Origin of the sequence: Amycolatopsis sp. NPDC049159 (assembly GCF_040648295.1) — a bacterium.
GTDB classification, from domain to species: Bacteria; Actinomycetota; Actinomycetes; order Mycobacteriales; family Pseudonocardiaceae; genus Amycolatopsis; species Amycolatopsis pretoriensis_A.
Window position 1 is genome coordinate 69656 of sequence record NZ_JBEZDL010000028.1, and the last position, 15357, is coordinate 85012.

Annotated in this window: 13 protein-coding genes and 2 pseudogenes; 8 read left to right on the top strand and 7 right to left on the bottom strand. The window is 71.1% G+C overall.

Features of this window, described 5'->3' with window-relative positions:
• Position 1: 1 nt before the first annotated feature.
• Positions 2-562 (bottom strand): class F sortase, encoded by a 561-nt coding sequence (locus AB0B33_RS39820; RefSeq protein WP_360781763.1) that lies wholly within the window; start codon positions 560-562, stop codon positions 2-4.
• Positions 563-566: 4 nt separating this feature from the next.
• Entirely contained in the window at positions 567-1325 is a 759-nt protein-coding gene (locus AB0B33_RS39825; RefSeq protein WP_360781765.1) for a choice-of-anchor P family protein, read from the bottom strand.
• A gap of 383 nt (positions 1326-1708) precedes the next feature.
• On the opposite strand from AB0B33_RS39825, the pseudogene AB0B33_RS39830 reads away from it, so the two are divergent.
• Positions 1709-1753, top strand: a pseudogene (locus tag AB0B33_RS39830) (hypothetical protein); the annotation flags it as partial.
• 143 nt (positions 1754-1896) lie between these two features.
• Positions 1897-2298 (top strand): LysR substrate-binding domain-containing protein, encoded by a 402-nt coding sequence (locus AB0B33_RS39835; protein ID WP_360781766.1) that lies wholly within the window; start codon positions 1897-1899, stop codon positions 2296-2298.
• Positions 2299-2450: 152 nt separating this feature from the next.
• On the opposite strand, the gene AB0B33_RS39840 is transcribed toward AB0B33_RS39835, so the two are convergent.
• From AB0B33_RS39840 to AB0B33_RS39850, 3 genes are read right to left on the bottom strand one after another with little or no spacing between them, the layout of a single operon-like run.
• Positions 2451-3206 (bottom strand): SDR family oxidoreductase, encoded by a 756-nt coding sequence (locus AB0B33_RS39840; protein ID WP_360781768.1) that lies wholly within the window; start codon positions 3204-3206, stop codon positions 2451-2453.
• 11 nt (positions 3207-3217) lie between these two features.
• The gene (locus AB0B33_RS39845) at positions 3218-4210 is read right to left on the bottom strand and encodes an LLM class flavin-dependent oxidoreductase (RefSeq protein ID WP_247024433.1); all 993 of its coding nucleotides are present in this window, start codon (positions 4208-4210) and stop codon (positions 3218-3220) included.
• Positions 4207-5760: a long-chain fatty acid--CoA ligase gene (locus AB0B33_RS39850; protein WP_360781770.1), complete on the bottom strand. Its 1554-nt coding sequence runs from the start codon at positions 5758-5760 to the stop codon at positions 4207-4209. The genes AB0B33_RS39845 and AB0B33_RS39850 overlap by 4 nt, the downstream gene beginning before the upstream one ends.
• A 116-nt stretch (positions 5761-5876) precedes the next feature.
• On the opposite strand from AB0B33_RS39850, the gene AB0B33_RS39855 reads away from it, so the two are divergent.
• The 3 genes from AB0B33_RS39855 to AB0B33_RS39865 all read left to right on the top strand — a co-directional run bounded on the left by AB0B33_RS39855 (position 5877) and on the right by AB0B33_RS39865 (position 9313).
• Entirely contained in the window at positions 5877-6506 is a 630-nt protein-coding gene (locus tag AB0B33_RS39855; protein ID WP_360781772.1) for a TetR/AcrR family transcriptional regulator, read from the top strand.
• 158 nt (positions 6507-6664) lie between these two features.
• Positions 6665-8056 carry a sigma-70 family RNA polymerase sigma factor gene (locus AB0B33_RS39860; protein WP_360781773.1) on the top strand — a complete coding sequence of 464 codons (1392 nt, stop codon included), beginning with the start codon at positions 6665-6667 and terminating at the stop codon, positions 8054-8056.
• A gap of 156 nt (positions 8057-8212) precedes the next feature.
• Complete coding sequence (locus tag AB0B33_RS39865) at positions 8213-9313, top strand: ThiF family adenylyltransferase (protein ID WP_360781774.1); 1101 nt, start codon at positions 8213-8215, stop codon at positions 9311-9313.
• On the opposite strand, the gene AB0B33_RS39870 is transcribed toward AB0B33_RS39865, so the two are convergent.
• Positions 9243-11336, bottom strand: a complete 2094-nt coding sequence (locus AB0B33_RS39870; protein ID WP_360781775.1) for an NB-ARC domain-containing protein — start codon at positions 11334-11336, stop codon at positions 9243-9245. The two genes, AB0B33_RS39865 and AB0B33_RS39870, sit on opposite strands and share 71 nt — an antisense overlap.
• A 59-nt stretch (positions 11337-11395) precedes the next feature.
• Between AB0B33_RS39870 and AB0B33_RS39875 the strand changes: the two genes are divergently transcribed.
• A complete protein-coding gene (locus tag AB0B33_RS39875; protein WP_360781777.1) occupies positions 11396-12244 on the top strand; it encodes an LLM class F420-dependent oxidoreductase in 849 nt (282 codons plus the stop codon).
• A gap of 60 nt (positions 12245-12304) precedes the next feature.
• Positions 12305-13527 (top strand): annotated as a pseudogene (locus tag AB0B33_RS39880) (DUF222 domain-containing protein).
• 46 nt (positions 13528-13573) lie between these two features.
• Here the strand turns inward: AB0B33_RS39880 and AB0B33_RS39885 are convergent.
• Positions 13574-14491: a zinc-binding dehydrogenase gene (locus tag AB0B33_RS39885; RefSeq protein ID WP_360781779.1), complete on the bottom strand. Its 918-nt coding sequence runs from the start codon at positions 14489-14491 to the stop codon at positions 13574-13576.
• 100 nt (positions 14492-14591) lie between these two features.
• Here AB0B33_RS39885 and AB0B33_RS39890 point away from each other — a divergent pair, with 100 nt between their 5' ends.
• Positions 14592-15353 (top strand): helix-turn-helix transcriptional regulator, encoded by a 762-nt coding sequence (locus AB0B33_RS39890; protein WP_360781781.1) that lies wholly within the window; start codon positions 14592-14594, stop codon positions 15351-15353.
• The last annotated feature ends 4 nt before the right edge of the window (positions 15354-15357 follow it).

The following is a 15357-nucleotide window of genomic DNA, read 5'->3' on the forward strand; positions in this document are numbered from 1 at the left end:
CTCAGCGCACGAGCTTCGCGTACACGATGACGTTGTCGAGGTAGTTGCGGCTCGCCGCGTCGTAGCGGCCGCCGCAGGTGATGAGGCGCAGCTCCGGGTCGGTCGTGTCGCCGTAGACGGCTTCGGTCGGGAACTCCTTCTTGGCGATCTGCTCGACCTTCGTCACCGTGAAGGTCAGTCGTCCGCCGTCTTCCCGGTCGACGTGCACCTCTTCGCCCGGCTTGAGTTCGTGCAGCCGCCAGAAGATGCCCTTCCGGTGGCCGCCGTCGATGTGCCCGAGGATGACCGCCGGCCCGGCCTCGCCCGGCGTGGGGCCGTATTCGTACCAGCCGGCCTGCAGCGGCTGGTCGACCGGCGGCACCTCGACGGTCCGGTCCGGGTTGAGCCCGAGCGACACCAGCGACGACTTCGCGCCGATGGCCGGCACGTCGAGCGCGGTCGGCAGCGACCGCACGACCGTGGTGGCGGGGGCCGCGGCCGGGGGAGCGGCGGGGGTCGCCTGGGCCCCGCATCCCACCAGCAGCACGGAAAGGAGACCGATCAGCAGCGCGCGGCGGGGCATCGGCTCAGCCCTCCGCGGCGAGGCTGCCGTCGCCGGTCTGCGGGGCACCGGCGGGCACGACGACGACCTGTCCCGGCCGCGGCGGCGCCTGGGGCGCGTGCTCCTTCGACGGGCCACAGGTGACCGACGCGAGCTTGATGTCGCCGCTGCCGAGCTTCTTCGCGTCGCCGTCGAGGAGCTTGACGTGCAGCGCGGTGACTTCGAGGCTGCCGTCGTAGCGCTGGAGCTGCTCGTTGACGATCACCTCGGCCACGCCGGGGATCCCGAGCCGCTGGTTCGGCCCGGTGGCGGCGGGCAGCGTGCCGAGCCGCCCGAGGTTGACCCCGGCGAGGTCGCTGCTGCCGGTGACGTGCCCGTCGGCGGACGCGCACCGCGCGCTGATCAGCCGGATCGACGGCACCCGCCCGGCCACCGGTGCGAGCAGCGGCAGGGTCGCCTCGGCGACGCTCGCCTTCGCGGCCACGGTCCCGGCGCCGTCCACGACGGAGCTGCTGATCGCCTTCGCCGTGACGAGGCCCTTGAGCGGAACGTCGGCGACGCTCGCCGAAGCCGGACCGGTGCTGCTCGACGCGGCGAGCTGCCCGGTCTCGACGGTGATCCCCTTGCTGTCGGTGAGCACGCCGGGCAGCACGGAAACCGTGGCGGAGGCCCCGAAAGCGGACCCGGCGACGGCGTCGTCGGCGTCGGAAACACCGGCGGAGGCGGCGAGGAGGGCAGCCGTCACCCCGGCCAGGCTCCCGGCTCGGAGCAGGGTGGTGCGCATGAAGAATCCTTTCACCGCAACGGAAAACGTGGGGACGCGGCACCGGTCAGAGTTCGGTCCGCGGGGGAAGCCCGGCCACGCTATCAAAATCGCTACGCGGGGCAAGGATTTCGTCGAGTGGTGGCAGCCGCGCGAATGCGCGAAAAGTGATCACCGACTGCGCGGCCACCTTGTCGTGGCGGATTTCTCCGGACGTATTTCCCGGTTTGTGGACGGGCGGTAGCGCGCATTGCGACATTCGAGGCGATGCACGGCGGGATTCGACACGGATGAGTGATTACCTGGACGAGTGCTCGCGGGCACGGACAGTGATGTGACCACCACGATCCCGGCGCCGGGCGCGGAACGGGAGTTCCACGGCGGCGGCGCAGGACGTGCACGTGGTGCAGTCGGCGCTGAGCGCATCGATCCGGAAGCTCGAACGGGAACCCGGCGCCCCGCTGTTCGACCGCCCCACGCGCCGCGTCGCGCTGAGCGAAGCCGGACGGGCGCTGCTCCCGCCGGCGCACCGCATCGTGGCGGACGTCGTCACGCTCGCGGCACCAGCTTCGCGAGCTGGCGCCAGGACCTGGTGCTGCTCTGCCACCCGGGGCACCGGCTCGCGGCCCGCGCCCGGGTCCGCCTGCCCGACCTGGCCGACGAGCCGTTCGCGGACTTCGGCGGCAGCGGCATCGAGGTGCTGGTGGCCCGCCGGTTCGCGGACGCGGGTGTCCGCCACCACCGCGTCTGCGAGGCGACCCACCCGCCCCTGCTCGTCGACCTGGTGGCGGCCGGGGTCGGCGTTTCGATCGTGCCGCGCCCGGCGAACCCCGCGGCCCGCGCATTGCCGGCCCACCTGCCGGGCGAGTCGTCAGCCGTCGCGGACGAGCACGAAGAGCAGCGCGAACCCGGCGAGGACGAGCGCCACCGCGACGGTGGTCAGGCCGGTCAGCGCGGTGACCGCGGTGACCGCGCCGAGGACGAGGACCGATGAAGCGAAGCGTCTCAGCAACCGGGTCAGGTCGGCGGCTTCGGGGCGGCCTGGTCCGAGTGCCGGCCTGGGAACGGCCGCCGGTCCAGCGCACAGCGTCGCCGGGACCCAGCCGGATCGACGGCCGGCGGGTCGTGGACCCGCCGGCCGGGGCGTCACACGAGGGACGCGGTCAGCCCGCCGTCGAGGACGTAGTGGCTGCCGGTGATCCAGGTCGCGCGGTCGGAGGCGAGGAACGCCGCCACCTCCGCGATGTCCTGCGGGGTGCCGAGCCGGCCCTGCTTCGCCGCGACGAGGTCGCGGAAGGGGACCTGGGTCGCGGCCTCGAAGTCGGGGACGAGCCGCTCGACCATCGCGGTGTCGGCGAAGCCCGGGCAGACCGCGTTGACCCGGATGCCCGCCGGGCGCATCTCCACCGCGGCCACGCGCGTGAGCTGGATGACCGCCGCCTTCGTCGCGCAGTAGGACCCGAGCAGCGGGCTGCCGCCGATGCCGGCGATCGACGCGATGTTGACGATGTTCCCCTTCGACTCCACCAGGTGCGGGGTCGCCGCCTTCATCGCCACGAACGTGCCGCGCACGTTGACCGCGAAGATCTTGTCGAAGCTCTCCGTCGACTGCTGCAGCAGCGGCGACGACACCTCGATCCCGGCGTTGTTGACGAGGACGTCGAGGCCGCCGAGGAGGTCGACCGCCTGCTGGATGGCCGACTGGACCTGGCCCTCGTCCGTGACGTCGCAGTTCGCGACGCCGGCGGCGCCGATCTCCTCGGCCGCCTGCTTGGCCGCGTCCGCGTTCATGTCGCTGACCACGACCTTCGCGCCGCGGTCGGTGAACAGCGCCGCGATCGCCTTGCCGATGCCGGCGCCGGAGCCGGTCACGAAGACGCGCTTTCCCTCGAGTTCGGACATGCTGGTTCCCTTCACATCGCGTCGATCTGGGGCAGGATTTCTTCCTTCAGGCGCTTCATGTCGTCCAGCGTCTTCGCCACCGGCACGTCCTGGAAGGGCGGCCACAGGAACGGCATGGTGAGCCCGGCTTCCCGGTACCGCTTCAGCTGGTCGGTGATCTGCTTCGCCGAGCCGACGAGCAGGTTCGTGCCCTTGCCCATCGGCGACTGGTCCACGTCCTCGTCGGTGATGACGAACCAGATCATGCTGGAGATCTCGAGGTCGTCGACCGAGCGCGGGGTGTCGAGTTCCTGGAGCTCGCGCTGGATCTCGGAGCGCCACCGCGCGATGTCTTCGGGCGAGTCCTGGATGCCGATCCAGCCGGCCAGGTTGTACTTCGCGATGCGCGCGGCCGAGCGCTTCGCGTCCTTGAGCCCGCTGAAGAAGATCGGCGGGTGCGGCTTCTGGACCGGCTTGGCGCCGAACCCGCTGCGGTCGAAGTCGGCGAACTCGCCGTGGTATTCGAACAGGTCGTTGGTCCAGATGCCCTGCATGATCTCCAGGGTCTCGCGGACGTGCTTGTGCCGCTTGGGGAAGATGTGCGACGCGCTCGCGGCGGCGAACTCCTCGGGCATCCAGCCGGAGCCGACGGCGACGTTGAGCCGCCCGCCCGCGAGGTGGTCGATGGTGGCCAGCTCCGCGGCGAGGACGCCGGGCGAGCGGTAGGGCGTGTCGATGATGCTCATGCCGATCCGCACCTTCGACGTCTTCGCCGCCAGCCACGGGATGAGCGGCATGCCCTGGAGGAACTCGCCCCGCGAGCTCACCGGCAGGCCCTTGGGGAACCCCTCGATCATGCCGAAGGCGTACTGCATCTCTTCGCTGTCCGACGTTTCCGGGACGATGATCCGGTCGAGCGTCCAGACGGAGTCGAAGTCGAGGTCTTCGGCGAGTGCGGTGAGGTCTTCGAGCTCCCGGACGGTCACCTTGTCCCGGAAGTTCGGCAGGTAGAGCGCGAGTTTCATGGTCGGACAGCCTCCTTGCTGCGTTCGGTGAAGGTGGAGCGGATGTCGGCTTTCAGCACCTTGCCGACGGTGGAGCGCGGCAGCTCCGGCCAGATCTCGATCTGCTTCGGCGCCTTGACGCTGCCGATGCGGTCCTTGACGAAGGCGATCAGCTCGCCGGTGTCGAGCTCGGCGCCCGGCTGGAGCTGGACGACGGCGGTGACGCGCTCGCCCCACTTGTCGTCGGGCAGCCCGATCACGGCGCAGTCGCGGACGGCGGCGTGGGCCATCACGGCCTGCTCGACCTCGGCGGAGTAGACGTTGAAGCCGCCGGTGATGACCATGTCCTTGGCGCGGTCGACGATGTGGAGGAAGCCCTCGTCGTCGAGGAAGCCGATGTCGCCGGTGTGGTGCCAGCCGTGCGCGGACGCCTCCGCGGTCGCCTCGGGGTTGCGGTAGTAGCCGGCCATGACGAGCGAGCCGCGGACGCAGATCTCCCCGCGTTCCCCGTGCGGGACGGCTGTTCCTTCGTCGTCGAGGATGGCGACGGTGACCAGCGGCGAGGGCCGGCCGGCCGAGGACAGGCGTCCCGTGTGGACGGTGCCGTCGGGACGCCGGTGCTCCGCGGGCGACATCGTCGAGATCATCATCGGCGCCTCGGACTGGCCGAAGAGCTGGGCCATCGGCCCGATACGGTCGAGAGCTTCGGTCAGCCGGGCCGTCGACATCGGGGCCGCGCCGTACCAGAAGCACTGCAGGGACGACAGGTCCGTGCGGTCGAGCGCCTCGTGGCCGAGCACCATGTAGATCAGCGTCGGCGGCAGGAACGTGTGGGTGACGCGGTGGCGTTCGATCAGCTCCAGGAACCGGCCGACGTCGGGCTCGGCCATGATCACGACTTCGCCGCCGCGGGCGAGGATCGGGAAGCAGAGCACGCCGGCGGCGTGGGTCAGCGGGGCCAGGGCCAGGTAGACCGGGCGGCCGTCGAACGGGTAGCTCATCAGCGTGATCGCCGACATCGCCTCGAGGTTGCGGCCGGTGAGCATGACGCCCTTGGGCCGCCCGGTCGTGCCGCCGGTGCCGACGAGGGCGACGACGTCCCCGGGTTGCGCGGCTTCGGCAGGCGGGTCGTCCCGGGCGGCGTCGAGCCAGTCCGCGAAGCCGGGCGCGAAGTCGTCACCGTCGCCGAGGCGGACGAGCGTGGTCAGCTTCGGGAGTTCCGGGGCGATCCGGCGGACCAGGTCTTCGAAACCGGGCTGGAAGATCAGGGTCGCGCAGTCGAACAGGTCGAGGAGTTCGGCGTTCTCGCCGGCGGCGTTGCGGGGGTTGATCGGGCACCAGACGGCACCCGCGCGGGCGATGCCGAAGACGCAGGAGAACGCGGTCGGGTCGTTGGCCGAGAGGATGCCGACCTTGTCCCCGGGCCGGACGCCGGAGCGTCGCAGAGCGCGGGCGACGGCGTTCGCGAACTCGACCACTCGGCCGTAGGACAGGGAGTTCCCGTCGAGGGTCAGACAGGGCGCGTCCGGGTCCAGGGAGGCGCCTTTTTCCAGGTAGAAGTACAGAGACATCGTCGTCCCTCCCGAGCCGCGTCGGTCGCTGGACACGACCATGGCCGCCGTTTGGACGAATGTCAAGATTTTCTTGGACGATTGGTCAGAGAAGTGCTCGATGGTATCTTCGGCCGGTGACCAGCCCACCCGCCGTGCGGCGCCGGACCAAGGTCGACAAGTTCGAGGACCGCCGCCGCGAACTCGCCGACGCGGCCCTGCTCGCCCTCGCCGACCTCGGCTACGCCCGCACCAGCCTGCGCACGATCGCGGAGCACACGAAGTTCTCCCACGGGCTGCTGCACTACTACTTCGACGACAAGGTCGAGCTGATCACGTACTGCGTGCGCCGCTACAAGGAGGCGTGCGTGCAGCGCTACGAAGGCGGAGTCGGCTCGGCCGACACGCCCTCCGAACTCGCCGCGGCGTGCGCCGACGGGCTGGCGGCGGCGCTCGAAGAAGCCCCGCTCATGCACCGCCTCTGGTACGACCTGCGCACGCAGTCGATGTTCGAAGAGGCGTTCCGCGCCGACGTCGCGGAGATCGACGAGGGCCTGCAGGACATGATCTGGCGCAACGTCGCCGCGTACACCGACCTGGCCGGCGCGGAGCCGAACTGTTCGCCGCCGCAGGCGTACGCGCTGTTCGACGGGTTGTTCCAGCAGGCGTTGCTGGGCCACCTGTCAGGACGGGACACGGCCCTCGACGACTTCCGGTGCGCGGTTCGCGAGCTGTTCCCCCGCTTGGCCGGGGTGACGGCGGCGTAGGTCCGCCCCCGGGGGCGGTACCCCGGTTGGGTATTCGGCGGGTCGCCTTGTACGCGAGGGGTGAACAGGTCGACCCCATCGGGTAGTGGCTGACCTGATGGGGTTGTCGTCTCGGTCAACCCGCCCACCGGACCCCCCGTTCCGTCGTCTTGTCTGATGTGGACGAAAAAAACGAAGTCGAGCGAGAGCTGGAGAAGCAGGAGAAGGATCTGCTTCGCTGGTGCTCGGGCCGACTGAAGAACAGTGAAGACGCGAAGGACCTGTCGCAGGATACCTTGCTCAAAGCGCTCGAGAACTGGAGCAGGTTCGGCGTCCCGCCCAACCCGGAGGCGTGGCTTCGTCTGGTCGCCCAGCGCCACCAGATCGACCTCTCGCGAAAGGCCAAGCGAGGGCCGGAGTTTTCGGCCGAGGACGTCGAACTTCGCGAGATTCCCCGTGACGAGTGGCTGTCGACGCGGCTCGGGATGGACGGTAGCCAGTTCCTGGAACGCGTGCGGGCCATGCTCGAGAAGCGGAGCGCGAAGCATTTCGACCTGTACCTGGGCAAGCTCGTGCACGACTGGGGTGACGACCAGATCGCCCTCAAGCTGGGGATTTCGGTCGAGGCGGCGAGAGGCCGGCTCAAGCGAGCGGGCAAGGCCGTGGCCAAACGGGTCGAAGCGCTGTGCCTGATCGACTACCCGGGTACCGGCGCGAACCACTGCTCCGCGCCCCAAGCCGAGTACCGGCGGCGGGGATCGCAGGAGTCGCCGCAGCTGTACGCCGCCGTCCGGACACACATCGCCCGGTGTTCCCGGTGTAGCGAGCGGCGTACGAAGCTCGGCCCGCTGATGGGGCGGATCCTGACGATTCCGGTGCTGATGGCTCCGCCGAAGCCGGTCCGGGCCTGGCTCACCAAGGCGGTGTCCGCGAAGACCGCGGCCGCCGTTTGCGCGACGTCGGTGTCCTTGATGCTCTTCTTCGCGCTCAAGCCGGTACCGGAACTGCCGCCTCCCGCGGTGGCACAAGAACTGACGCACTCGTCCACCGAACCTCCGTCCACCGAGCCGACCCCGACCGGAACGATGTCCGCAGCGACGTCCGCGCCGCCGTCCGAGACGACTTCCGGTGCGCTGCCGAAGGAGACCTCGGCCAGCTCCGCGGGAGCCTCGGCCGGGCCGGCGCCGGTCACGACCCCGGCGCCGGCGACGACGGCGAATCGCGGTGATCGTGGTCCTTCGGTCCTGACCGCGAAGATCGACCGCCGTCAAGTGGTCGTCGAGCAGAACCACTCGGGCCGCGACGAGAAGACGTGGGCCGAGGTCGACGTGGTCGTCGATGCCGAGGCGGCGTCCGTGGAGATCGGCTTCAGCGGCAACGGCCGCTCCTTCGGCCAACCGTTGCAAGGAGATCCCAGCGGAATCGCGTTCACGGGCCGCCTGGGTCCGTTCTCGGACGAGAGCTTCCGCGGCGACTACACCCTGGTGATCCGCGTGGTCGCGCGGGACCGATCGGTGACCACGACGCGGTTCGGCCGCTTCGTCGTGACGAGTTGCCGGCGGTCCGCGTGATCGGCGTTCGCGCGCCGGAAGACACGCTCCGGTCTTCCGGGTGTCTCGCCGGCCGATGGCTCGTTTTCGGGGCAGGTGAAAGAAGGTGATCGAGCTGTCCGACGTCGAAGACGACCTGACGACCTTCTGCGGCGGCACGAGCGGGAGCACGGGGAGTTGACCGGGGACTTCCGCCCGGCGGTGAAGGCGGCGCACTGGCCCGTGCGGCTCGGGGACGACGTCGTCCGGATCGGCGGCCCGCTCGCGAAGGACATCCGGGACCCGGACGGGTGGGCCTGGGCGCTCGTCACCCGCCTCGACGGGACCCGGACCGTCCGGCGGATCATCGCGGAACTGGCGGCGGAGGGGTTCGGCGAAATCGTCGGCGACGTCGCGGCGGAGGTGCGCGCGGACCTGGCCGTCCTGATCGAGGCCGGATTCGTCGAGAACGCCGCGGCCCGCCCGCCGGCCGCCCTCACCGCTCGGGAGCTGGACCGCTACAGCCGCGGGCTGGCCCTGTGGCAGGCGATGGACCGCACCGCACGCGTGTCGCCCTGGGAGATCCAGGAGAAGCTGAAGTCGGCCCGGGTCGTGGTGGTCGGCGTGGGCGGGGTCGGCGGCGCGGCCGTGCTCGACCTGGCGCAGTCGGGCGTCGGGCGGCTGCACCTGGCCGACGCTGACCTGGTCGAGCTGTCGAACCTGAACCGGCAGCAGCTGTACGTCGAGCGGGACATAGGCCGCCCGAAGGTCGAGGCGGCCGTGGAACGGCTGCGCGCGCACAACACGGACATCGCGGTCACCGGCGAGCGTCTGACGGTGACCGGGCCGGCCGTGCTGGCGGAGCTGGCCGCCGGGGCCGACGTCCTGGTCCTGGCCGCGGACCGGCCGGGGCGGATCCGCGCCTGGGCCGACGAAGCCTGCGGGCGCACCGGGACCGCGTGGGTGCACGGCGGCTACCGCGGTCCGCTGATCGGGACCGGGACCTACCGGCCCGGTGGCGCCTGCTACGCGTGCGCCTGCCTCGCCCAGCGCCGGCGCGAGGCCGCGTTGCCCGTCCGGACGCCGGCGCCGGGACGGCCATCGGCGCCGCAGGCGGCCGCCGCGTACTCGGCCGGGCTGGCCGGGCACCTCGTTGCCCGCGCGGTGCTGAGCCTCCTCACTGGCGTGCCCGAGCTGCCGGCGAACCACGAGCACGTGCTCAACCTGCTCACCCTCGAGAGCCGCGTGATCGCCGGTCCGGCGCTTCCGGGGTGCCCGGCTTGTGACTCTGCCCGATGACGCGCCGCAGCTCCTCGGCCCGGGGGTCGCCCAGCGCGGTCAGCACGGTCAACGCCTCCGTCCGGCAGACCGTGCAGTCCTCGCCGACGCTTTCGAGGCATTCGGCCAGGGTCAGCAGCGCGTCGGCCAGGTCGCGTCCGACGTCGTCCAGCTCCCGGTGGCGGGCGATCGCCCGCCGGCAGAGCCGGATGGCCGTCTCGTGGTCACCCATGCCTTGCCGGGCCAGCGCGGCGGTGTGCAACGCATACGCTTCGCCCGGCTCGTCACGCGCTTGCCGGCGCAGCGCCAGTTCGCGGTCGGCGTGCACCAGTGCCTGCGCGAAGTCCCCCAACCGGGTGTGGATGCGGCTCAGCTGGGCGTGGACGACGGCTTCCGTCCGCTCGTCACCCGCGGCGAGCGGAAGCGCTGCCAGGTAGTACTTCCGTGCCTCGGCCGGCCGTCCCTGGGCGAGCCGCACCCAGCCCAGCCCGGCCAGCCCGTCGACCCGGCGGGCCGGCTCGGCCAGCGCACCCTCGAACTCGGCCTCGGCTTCGGCCAGCCGTCCGAGTGACCAGAGCGTCTCGCCGCGAAGGACGCGGAAGAGGCATTCGGCAGCGCGGTCACCGGTCGCCAGCGCCGCGGCCAGCCCCAGCGACAGCAGTTCGAGGCAGACCTCGGCCAGGCCGAAACCCTGCCAGGACAAGAACCGCACGCCGGCGGCCAACGCCAGTACCAGCTCGTGCCGTTCGTCCTTGGCCGCGAGACGCACCGCCGCCGTCACGGTGTCCTGCTCGGTGCGCAGCCAGGCGAGCGCGTCGGTGCGGCCGGTGAAGGCCGGGAGTTCGCCCGGGACGGCGAGTTCGGCGACACCGGCCAGGGCGGGGAAAGCCGCGCGGTCCGCGCGCCGCACCGCACCGGCGTACCAGGTGAGCAGGCGCGCCACGGACTCCTGCCGCTGCTCCGCCGTGTCGTCGTGGTCGGTCCGCCGGGCGGCGTAGGCGTGCAGCAGGTCGTGGATCCGGTACCGCCGTCGCCCGATCGGTTCGAGCAGACGCAGTTCGACGAGCCGCTCCAAGGCGTCGTAGGCCGCTTCCGGGGCCAGCGCGGTGAGGGCCGCGACCGCGGCGACGCCGAACTCCGGGCCGGGGTGCGCGCCCAGGCGCCGGAACACGCGGGCCGTCGTGGCCGGCAACCGCGCGTACGACCAGTCGAACACCACCTGCATCGCGCTCGTCAGGCCCGAACTCTCGGTGGTGAGGTCCGCGACGACCTCGGCGAGCGAGTTCCGGGGGCGAGTGAGGGCCCGGGCGGCCGCGATGCGCACGGCGAGGGGCAGCCCGCCGCACACCCGGACGAGCTCCGCGACCGCCTCGGGTTCGGCGTCCACGCGGTCGGGGCCGACCAGCCCCCGCGCCAGCAGCAGTGATTGTTCACCGGTGAACGGCGGGAGGTCGACCGGACGGGCCGCACGGGAGACGACCAGCTCGGTCAGCGCGTCACGGCTGGTCACGATCGTCACGCAGCCGGGCGAACCCGGGAGCAACGGCTGCACCTGAGCGCCGTCGAGCGCGTTGTCGAGCACGATGAGCGTGCGCCGCCCGGCCAGCACCGACCGGTACAACCCGGCCTGCGCATCCAGCCGCGCGGGTACCACCGAGCCGGGAACGCCGAGTGAGGAGAGGAACGACGTCAAGGCGACCGAGGGGTGGAGCGGCGCGGCCGGGCCGTACCCGCGCAAGTCGACGAACAGCGTCCCGTCCGGGAACTGGTCCTGGACCCGGTGCGACCACTGGACGGCCAGACTCGTCTTCCCGGCGCCGCCGGTGCCGTTCACGACCGCGATTGCCGGCGCGTGTCCGACGAGAAGCGCGTCCAGGGCGGCGACCTGCTCGGCCCGCCCCGTGAAGTCCGGGAGTCCCGGCGGCAGCTGGCGCGGCACGGGCCCCTGGTCCGCGGGCGTCGGCAGGATCACGGCGCCAGCTTGCACCACGGAACCGATCACGCTGCCGGTGATGGCGTTCGTCGTGTTCTGCTTCTCGGTCACGAAGCCAGTTTGCCGCCGGTCTTGCCTTGACGTCCGCGTCAAGGCCTACCTTCGCTGTGGTGAAGTTCGGGATCAGTTACAGCACCCCCTTTTTCGGCGTCGACCCGGAGCAGCTGCTCGGGTTCGCGCGGGACGTGGAGGAGTGCGGGTTCGAGTCGTTGTACCTGCCGGAACACGTCGCTCTCCACCCCGGGGCGAAGATCGGCGACGTGGCGCTGCGGCCGTCGCTTCCCTTCGCGGATCCGCTGGCGTGTTTGAGTTTCATCGCCGCCGGGACGTCGCGGATCCTGCTGGGGACCGGTGTTCTCCTGCTGCCGTACCACCACCCCGTGACGCTGGCGAAGCAGCTGGCGACGATCGACGTCCTCTCCGGCGGGCGCATGCGGCTGCTCACCGTGGGGGTGGGTGCGCTGGCCGGGGAGGCGAACGCGGTCGGCGTCGACTTCGCGACCCGGGGGCGGCGGGCGGATGAGGCCATCGACGTCCTGCGGGCGTTGTGGGCGGGGGACGAGTCCGGGGTGGGGTTCGAGGGGGAGTTCTACCGCTTCGACGACGTCTGTGTGTACCCGAAACCGTTGGCGGAGCTGCCGATCCACGTCGGCGGGTCGAGTTCGGCCGCGGCTCGGCGGGCCGGGGTGCGGGGCGATGGGTTCTTTCCCGGTGGGAGGCTGACTGCGGAGGAGCGCCGTCGGCAGTTGTCGATTGCTCGGGCGGCTGCGGTCTCGGTGGGGCGGGATCCTGGGCGTTTGGAGTACACGCGGTGGGGGTCGCTCGATATGTCGGTCGAGGATGTCGAGGCGTTGGCCTTGGAGGGGGTTACTCGGGTTGTGATCAGTCCGGGGACTGCTGAGGTCGGGCGTCGGCGGGATGAGATGGGTACGTTCGCTTCTCGGTTCGGGTTGGGGTAACGATCATCGCCACCTGATCGAGTGATGAACATGTGGTCGATGGTCGGGTAATCTTGTTGTGTGGACAGAGAAGCGGTGTGGCAGACGGATGCGGAGGCTTTGGCCGACCGTCTCCGTGGGCTGCTCACCGTGGTGCGGTCTGCCGAGGCGGAAATCGGAACTCTGCTGGTGGAAATCGAGTCGCGTGGCGTGATGGAACTGTTCGGCTATCGCTCTGTTGCCCGGTTGCTGGAGCACCTCGCGGACATTCCCCACGCGGCTGCCCAGCGCACGGTCGCCCGAGCCCGGGCCCTCACCTCTGCTCACACCCTCGACTCTCCGCCTGCTGTCGCCCCCGCTACCGGCGTCGCTGCTTTGACGGGTGCCCTGAGTAATCCGATGATCGACACCATTATCGAGGCTGTGTCTCGGATCCCCGTCGAGCATCGCGACTCCGTCGAACAGGATCTGCTGGCTTTCGCCGCCGACGCAGGCCACAACAAGTCGCCGCCCTGGGCACCCGGATCCTGGCCCACCTCGATCCTGACGGCGCCGAGCCCGAGGACACCGAACCCGCCACCCCGGCCCGGGAACTGTCGCTGCGCCGCAAAAGAACCGGGATCTGGGAACTGTCGGGCCGGTTCGACGACGAGACCGGCACCCGCGCGAGCGCCTTGCTCGACGCGCTGGCCGAACGCCGCACAGCCGACGACGGCGGAGACTTCCGTTCCCCGCAGGAACGCTACGGCGACGCCTTCTCCGACGCGATCGACCTCGCGTTGAACTCCCCAGAGTTGCCGACGCAGGCTGGTGAACGTGCCCACGTGATGGTCGCGGTGTCCCTGGCTGACCTGAGATCCGGTGTTGGCCATGCGACATTGGGCGACACCGGCCGGATCTCGGCCGTCGAGGCTCGCATTCACGCCTGCGACTGCAAGCTGATCCCTACTGTCCTCGGCGCCAGCAGCGAACCTCTGGACTTGGGTAGAGCCCGCCGCCTGATCTCACCCGGCCTCCGCCGGGCCCTGTTCCTGCGTGACCGGGGCTGCGCCTTCCCGGGCTGCCAGCGTCCACCGCGGCACTGTCAGGGTCACCACATCCGTCACTGGGCCGACGGCGGTCCGACCGATCTGGCGAACCTGGTCCTGCTCTGCGCGCATCACCACCGGCTGATGCACCGCTCCGGCTGGCAAGTCCGCCTCGCCTCCGACGGCCACCCCGAATTCCTGCCCCCGCGGTTCCTGGACAAGCGTCGAAAACCCAGGCGCAACAACCTGCACCAGCCCCTGCCATTCGCAGCGTGATGGGATCGGCCCGCAGCCACCGGCTACGGGCCTGCACCCATGTCCACTAGGGCACCACGACGAACTTGCCGGCCCCTTCGTCAGCCTCCATGGCGCGATGTGCGGCAACGATGTCGTCCAGAGCGAAAACACGGTCCAAATGCGACTCGCACCGACCGGCCTCAACGGCGTCGACGATCCTCTGCAGGACGGGCGCGTTCCCCTTCAAGGTGTCGCTGTGGAAGGCGGTGAGCTTCGTGCCGGACGGAATCATCGCGATCGGCTCGAGATCGGGGATCACCCAGCCGCTGAGCGAGCCCGCCACGCACACGGTGCCGCCACGGCGAACCAGGCTCAGCGAGTCCACGGCCGTGCTCGCGCCGACCAGGTCGAGGACGTGGTCGGGGCCCGAAGGCCAGATCGCGCGGATGCTCTCCGTCAGTGATGCACCGCCGTCGATCAAGGCGTGGTCGGTGGTCAGGGCCGTCAGCTTGCTCTCGTGCCGGGTCGTCGCCGCGGTTTCGATGCCGTACGCGGCCGCGAGTGAGGCGGCCGCCATGCCCACCGATGAGGTGCCGCCGCGGATCAGCAGGCGGTGGCCGGGCTCGAGGTCCAGGGTGTCCAATGCGCCTTGGGCGGTCATGAACGTCTCGGGGAGCGCGGCCAGCTCCGGCCACGGCAACGTCGTCTCGACGGGCATCAGCAAAGCGTTCGGCACCAACGCGTATTCGGCGTAGCCCCCGTCGAACTGGCGGCCCAGCTCGCCCATCACCGCGGCGACGGTGGTGCCCTCCGTGAGCGCCGGGTCGGTCGATTCGGCGAGGGTGCCCACGCATTCGATGCCCAGTACGCGCGGGAAGGTCACGGTGGGGGAGTGGCCCTGGCGGGTCCTCAGCTCGGCGCGGTTCAGGCCCGCGCCCCGGACGTGGACCAGGCTCCAGCCGGGCCGGACGGCGGGGATCGGTACTTCGCGGATCTCCAGCACCTCCGGGCCGCCCGGCCGGACGCAGACCGCTGCTCTCATCTTCATGCCCCTCACTCTCGGCCCGGGCCGCGGTGGCGGACCACCGGTAGGATGCCGAGTCATGCCCATCGGCCGCCAAGCTTCGGAGTCGCGGATCTGGCCGTCCGGCGGGGCGCACCTCTGGGCTCCCGGGGGGACGAGCGAGGCGCACGCCCACCGCCGCGGGCACCTCGTGTACGCCGCTCGCGGGGTGCTGTCGGTGCACACCGGGCGCGGGACGTCGGTCGTGCCCGCCAACCGGGTCGCCTGGATTCCCGCCGGGTTCGGGCACCACCACCGGGCGCACGGCCACACCGACATGCGGATCGTCTTCCTGACGGCGAGCCTGGCCCGGCTCGTTCCCGCGCACCCGGCCGTGTTCGCCGCGTCCGGGCTCGCCCGGGAGGTCCTGCTCGCGCTGACCGGCACCCGCGAGTACGACCGCGTCGCGAGTGCCCGCCTCCGCCGGGTGCTCGTCGAGGAGCTCCGCGAAGCGCCGGAGCAGCCGCTGCAACTACCGGAACCCCGCGACGACCGGCTGCGGGCCATCACGCGGGTGCTGTACGAGAACCCCGCGGACACCACCCCGCTCGCCGAGCTCGGCCGCCGGGCCGGGGCGAGCGCCCGGACGCTGAGCCGGCTGTTCCGCGACGAACTCGGCATGACCTTCTACGAGTGGCGCACCCAGCTGCGCATCCACCACGCGCTCGTCCTGCTGGCCGAGGGCCACGACACGACCCGGGTGTCCCACGCCTGCGGCTGGTCCAACCCGAGCGGCTTCATCACCGCGTTCACCGCGATCATCGGAACCACCCCGGGCCGCCACCGCGAGGCCACGACCTGACCGC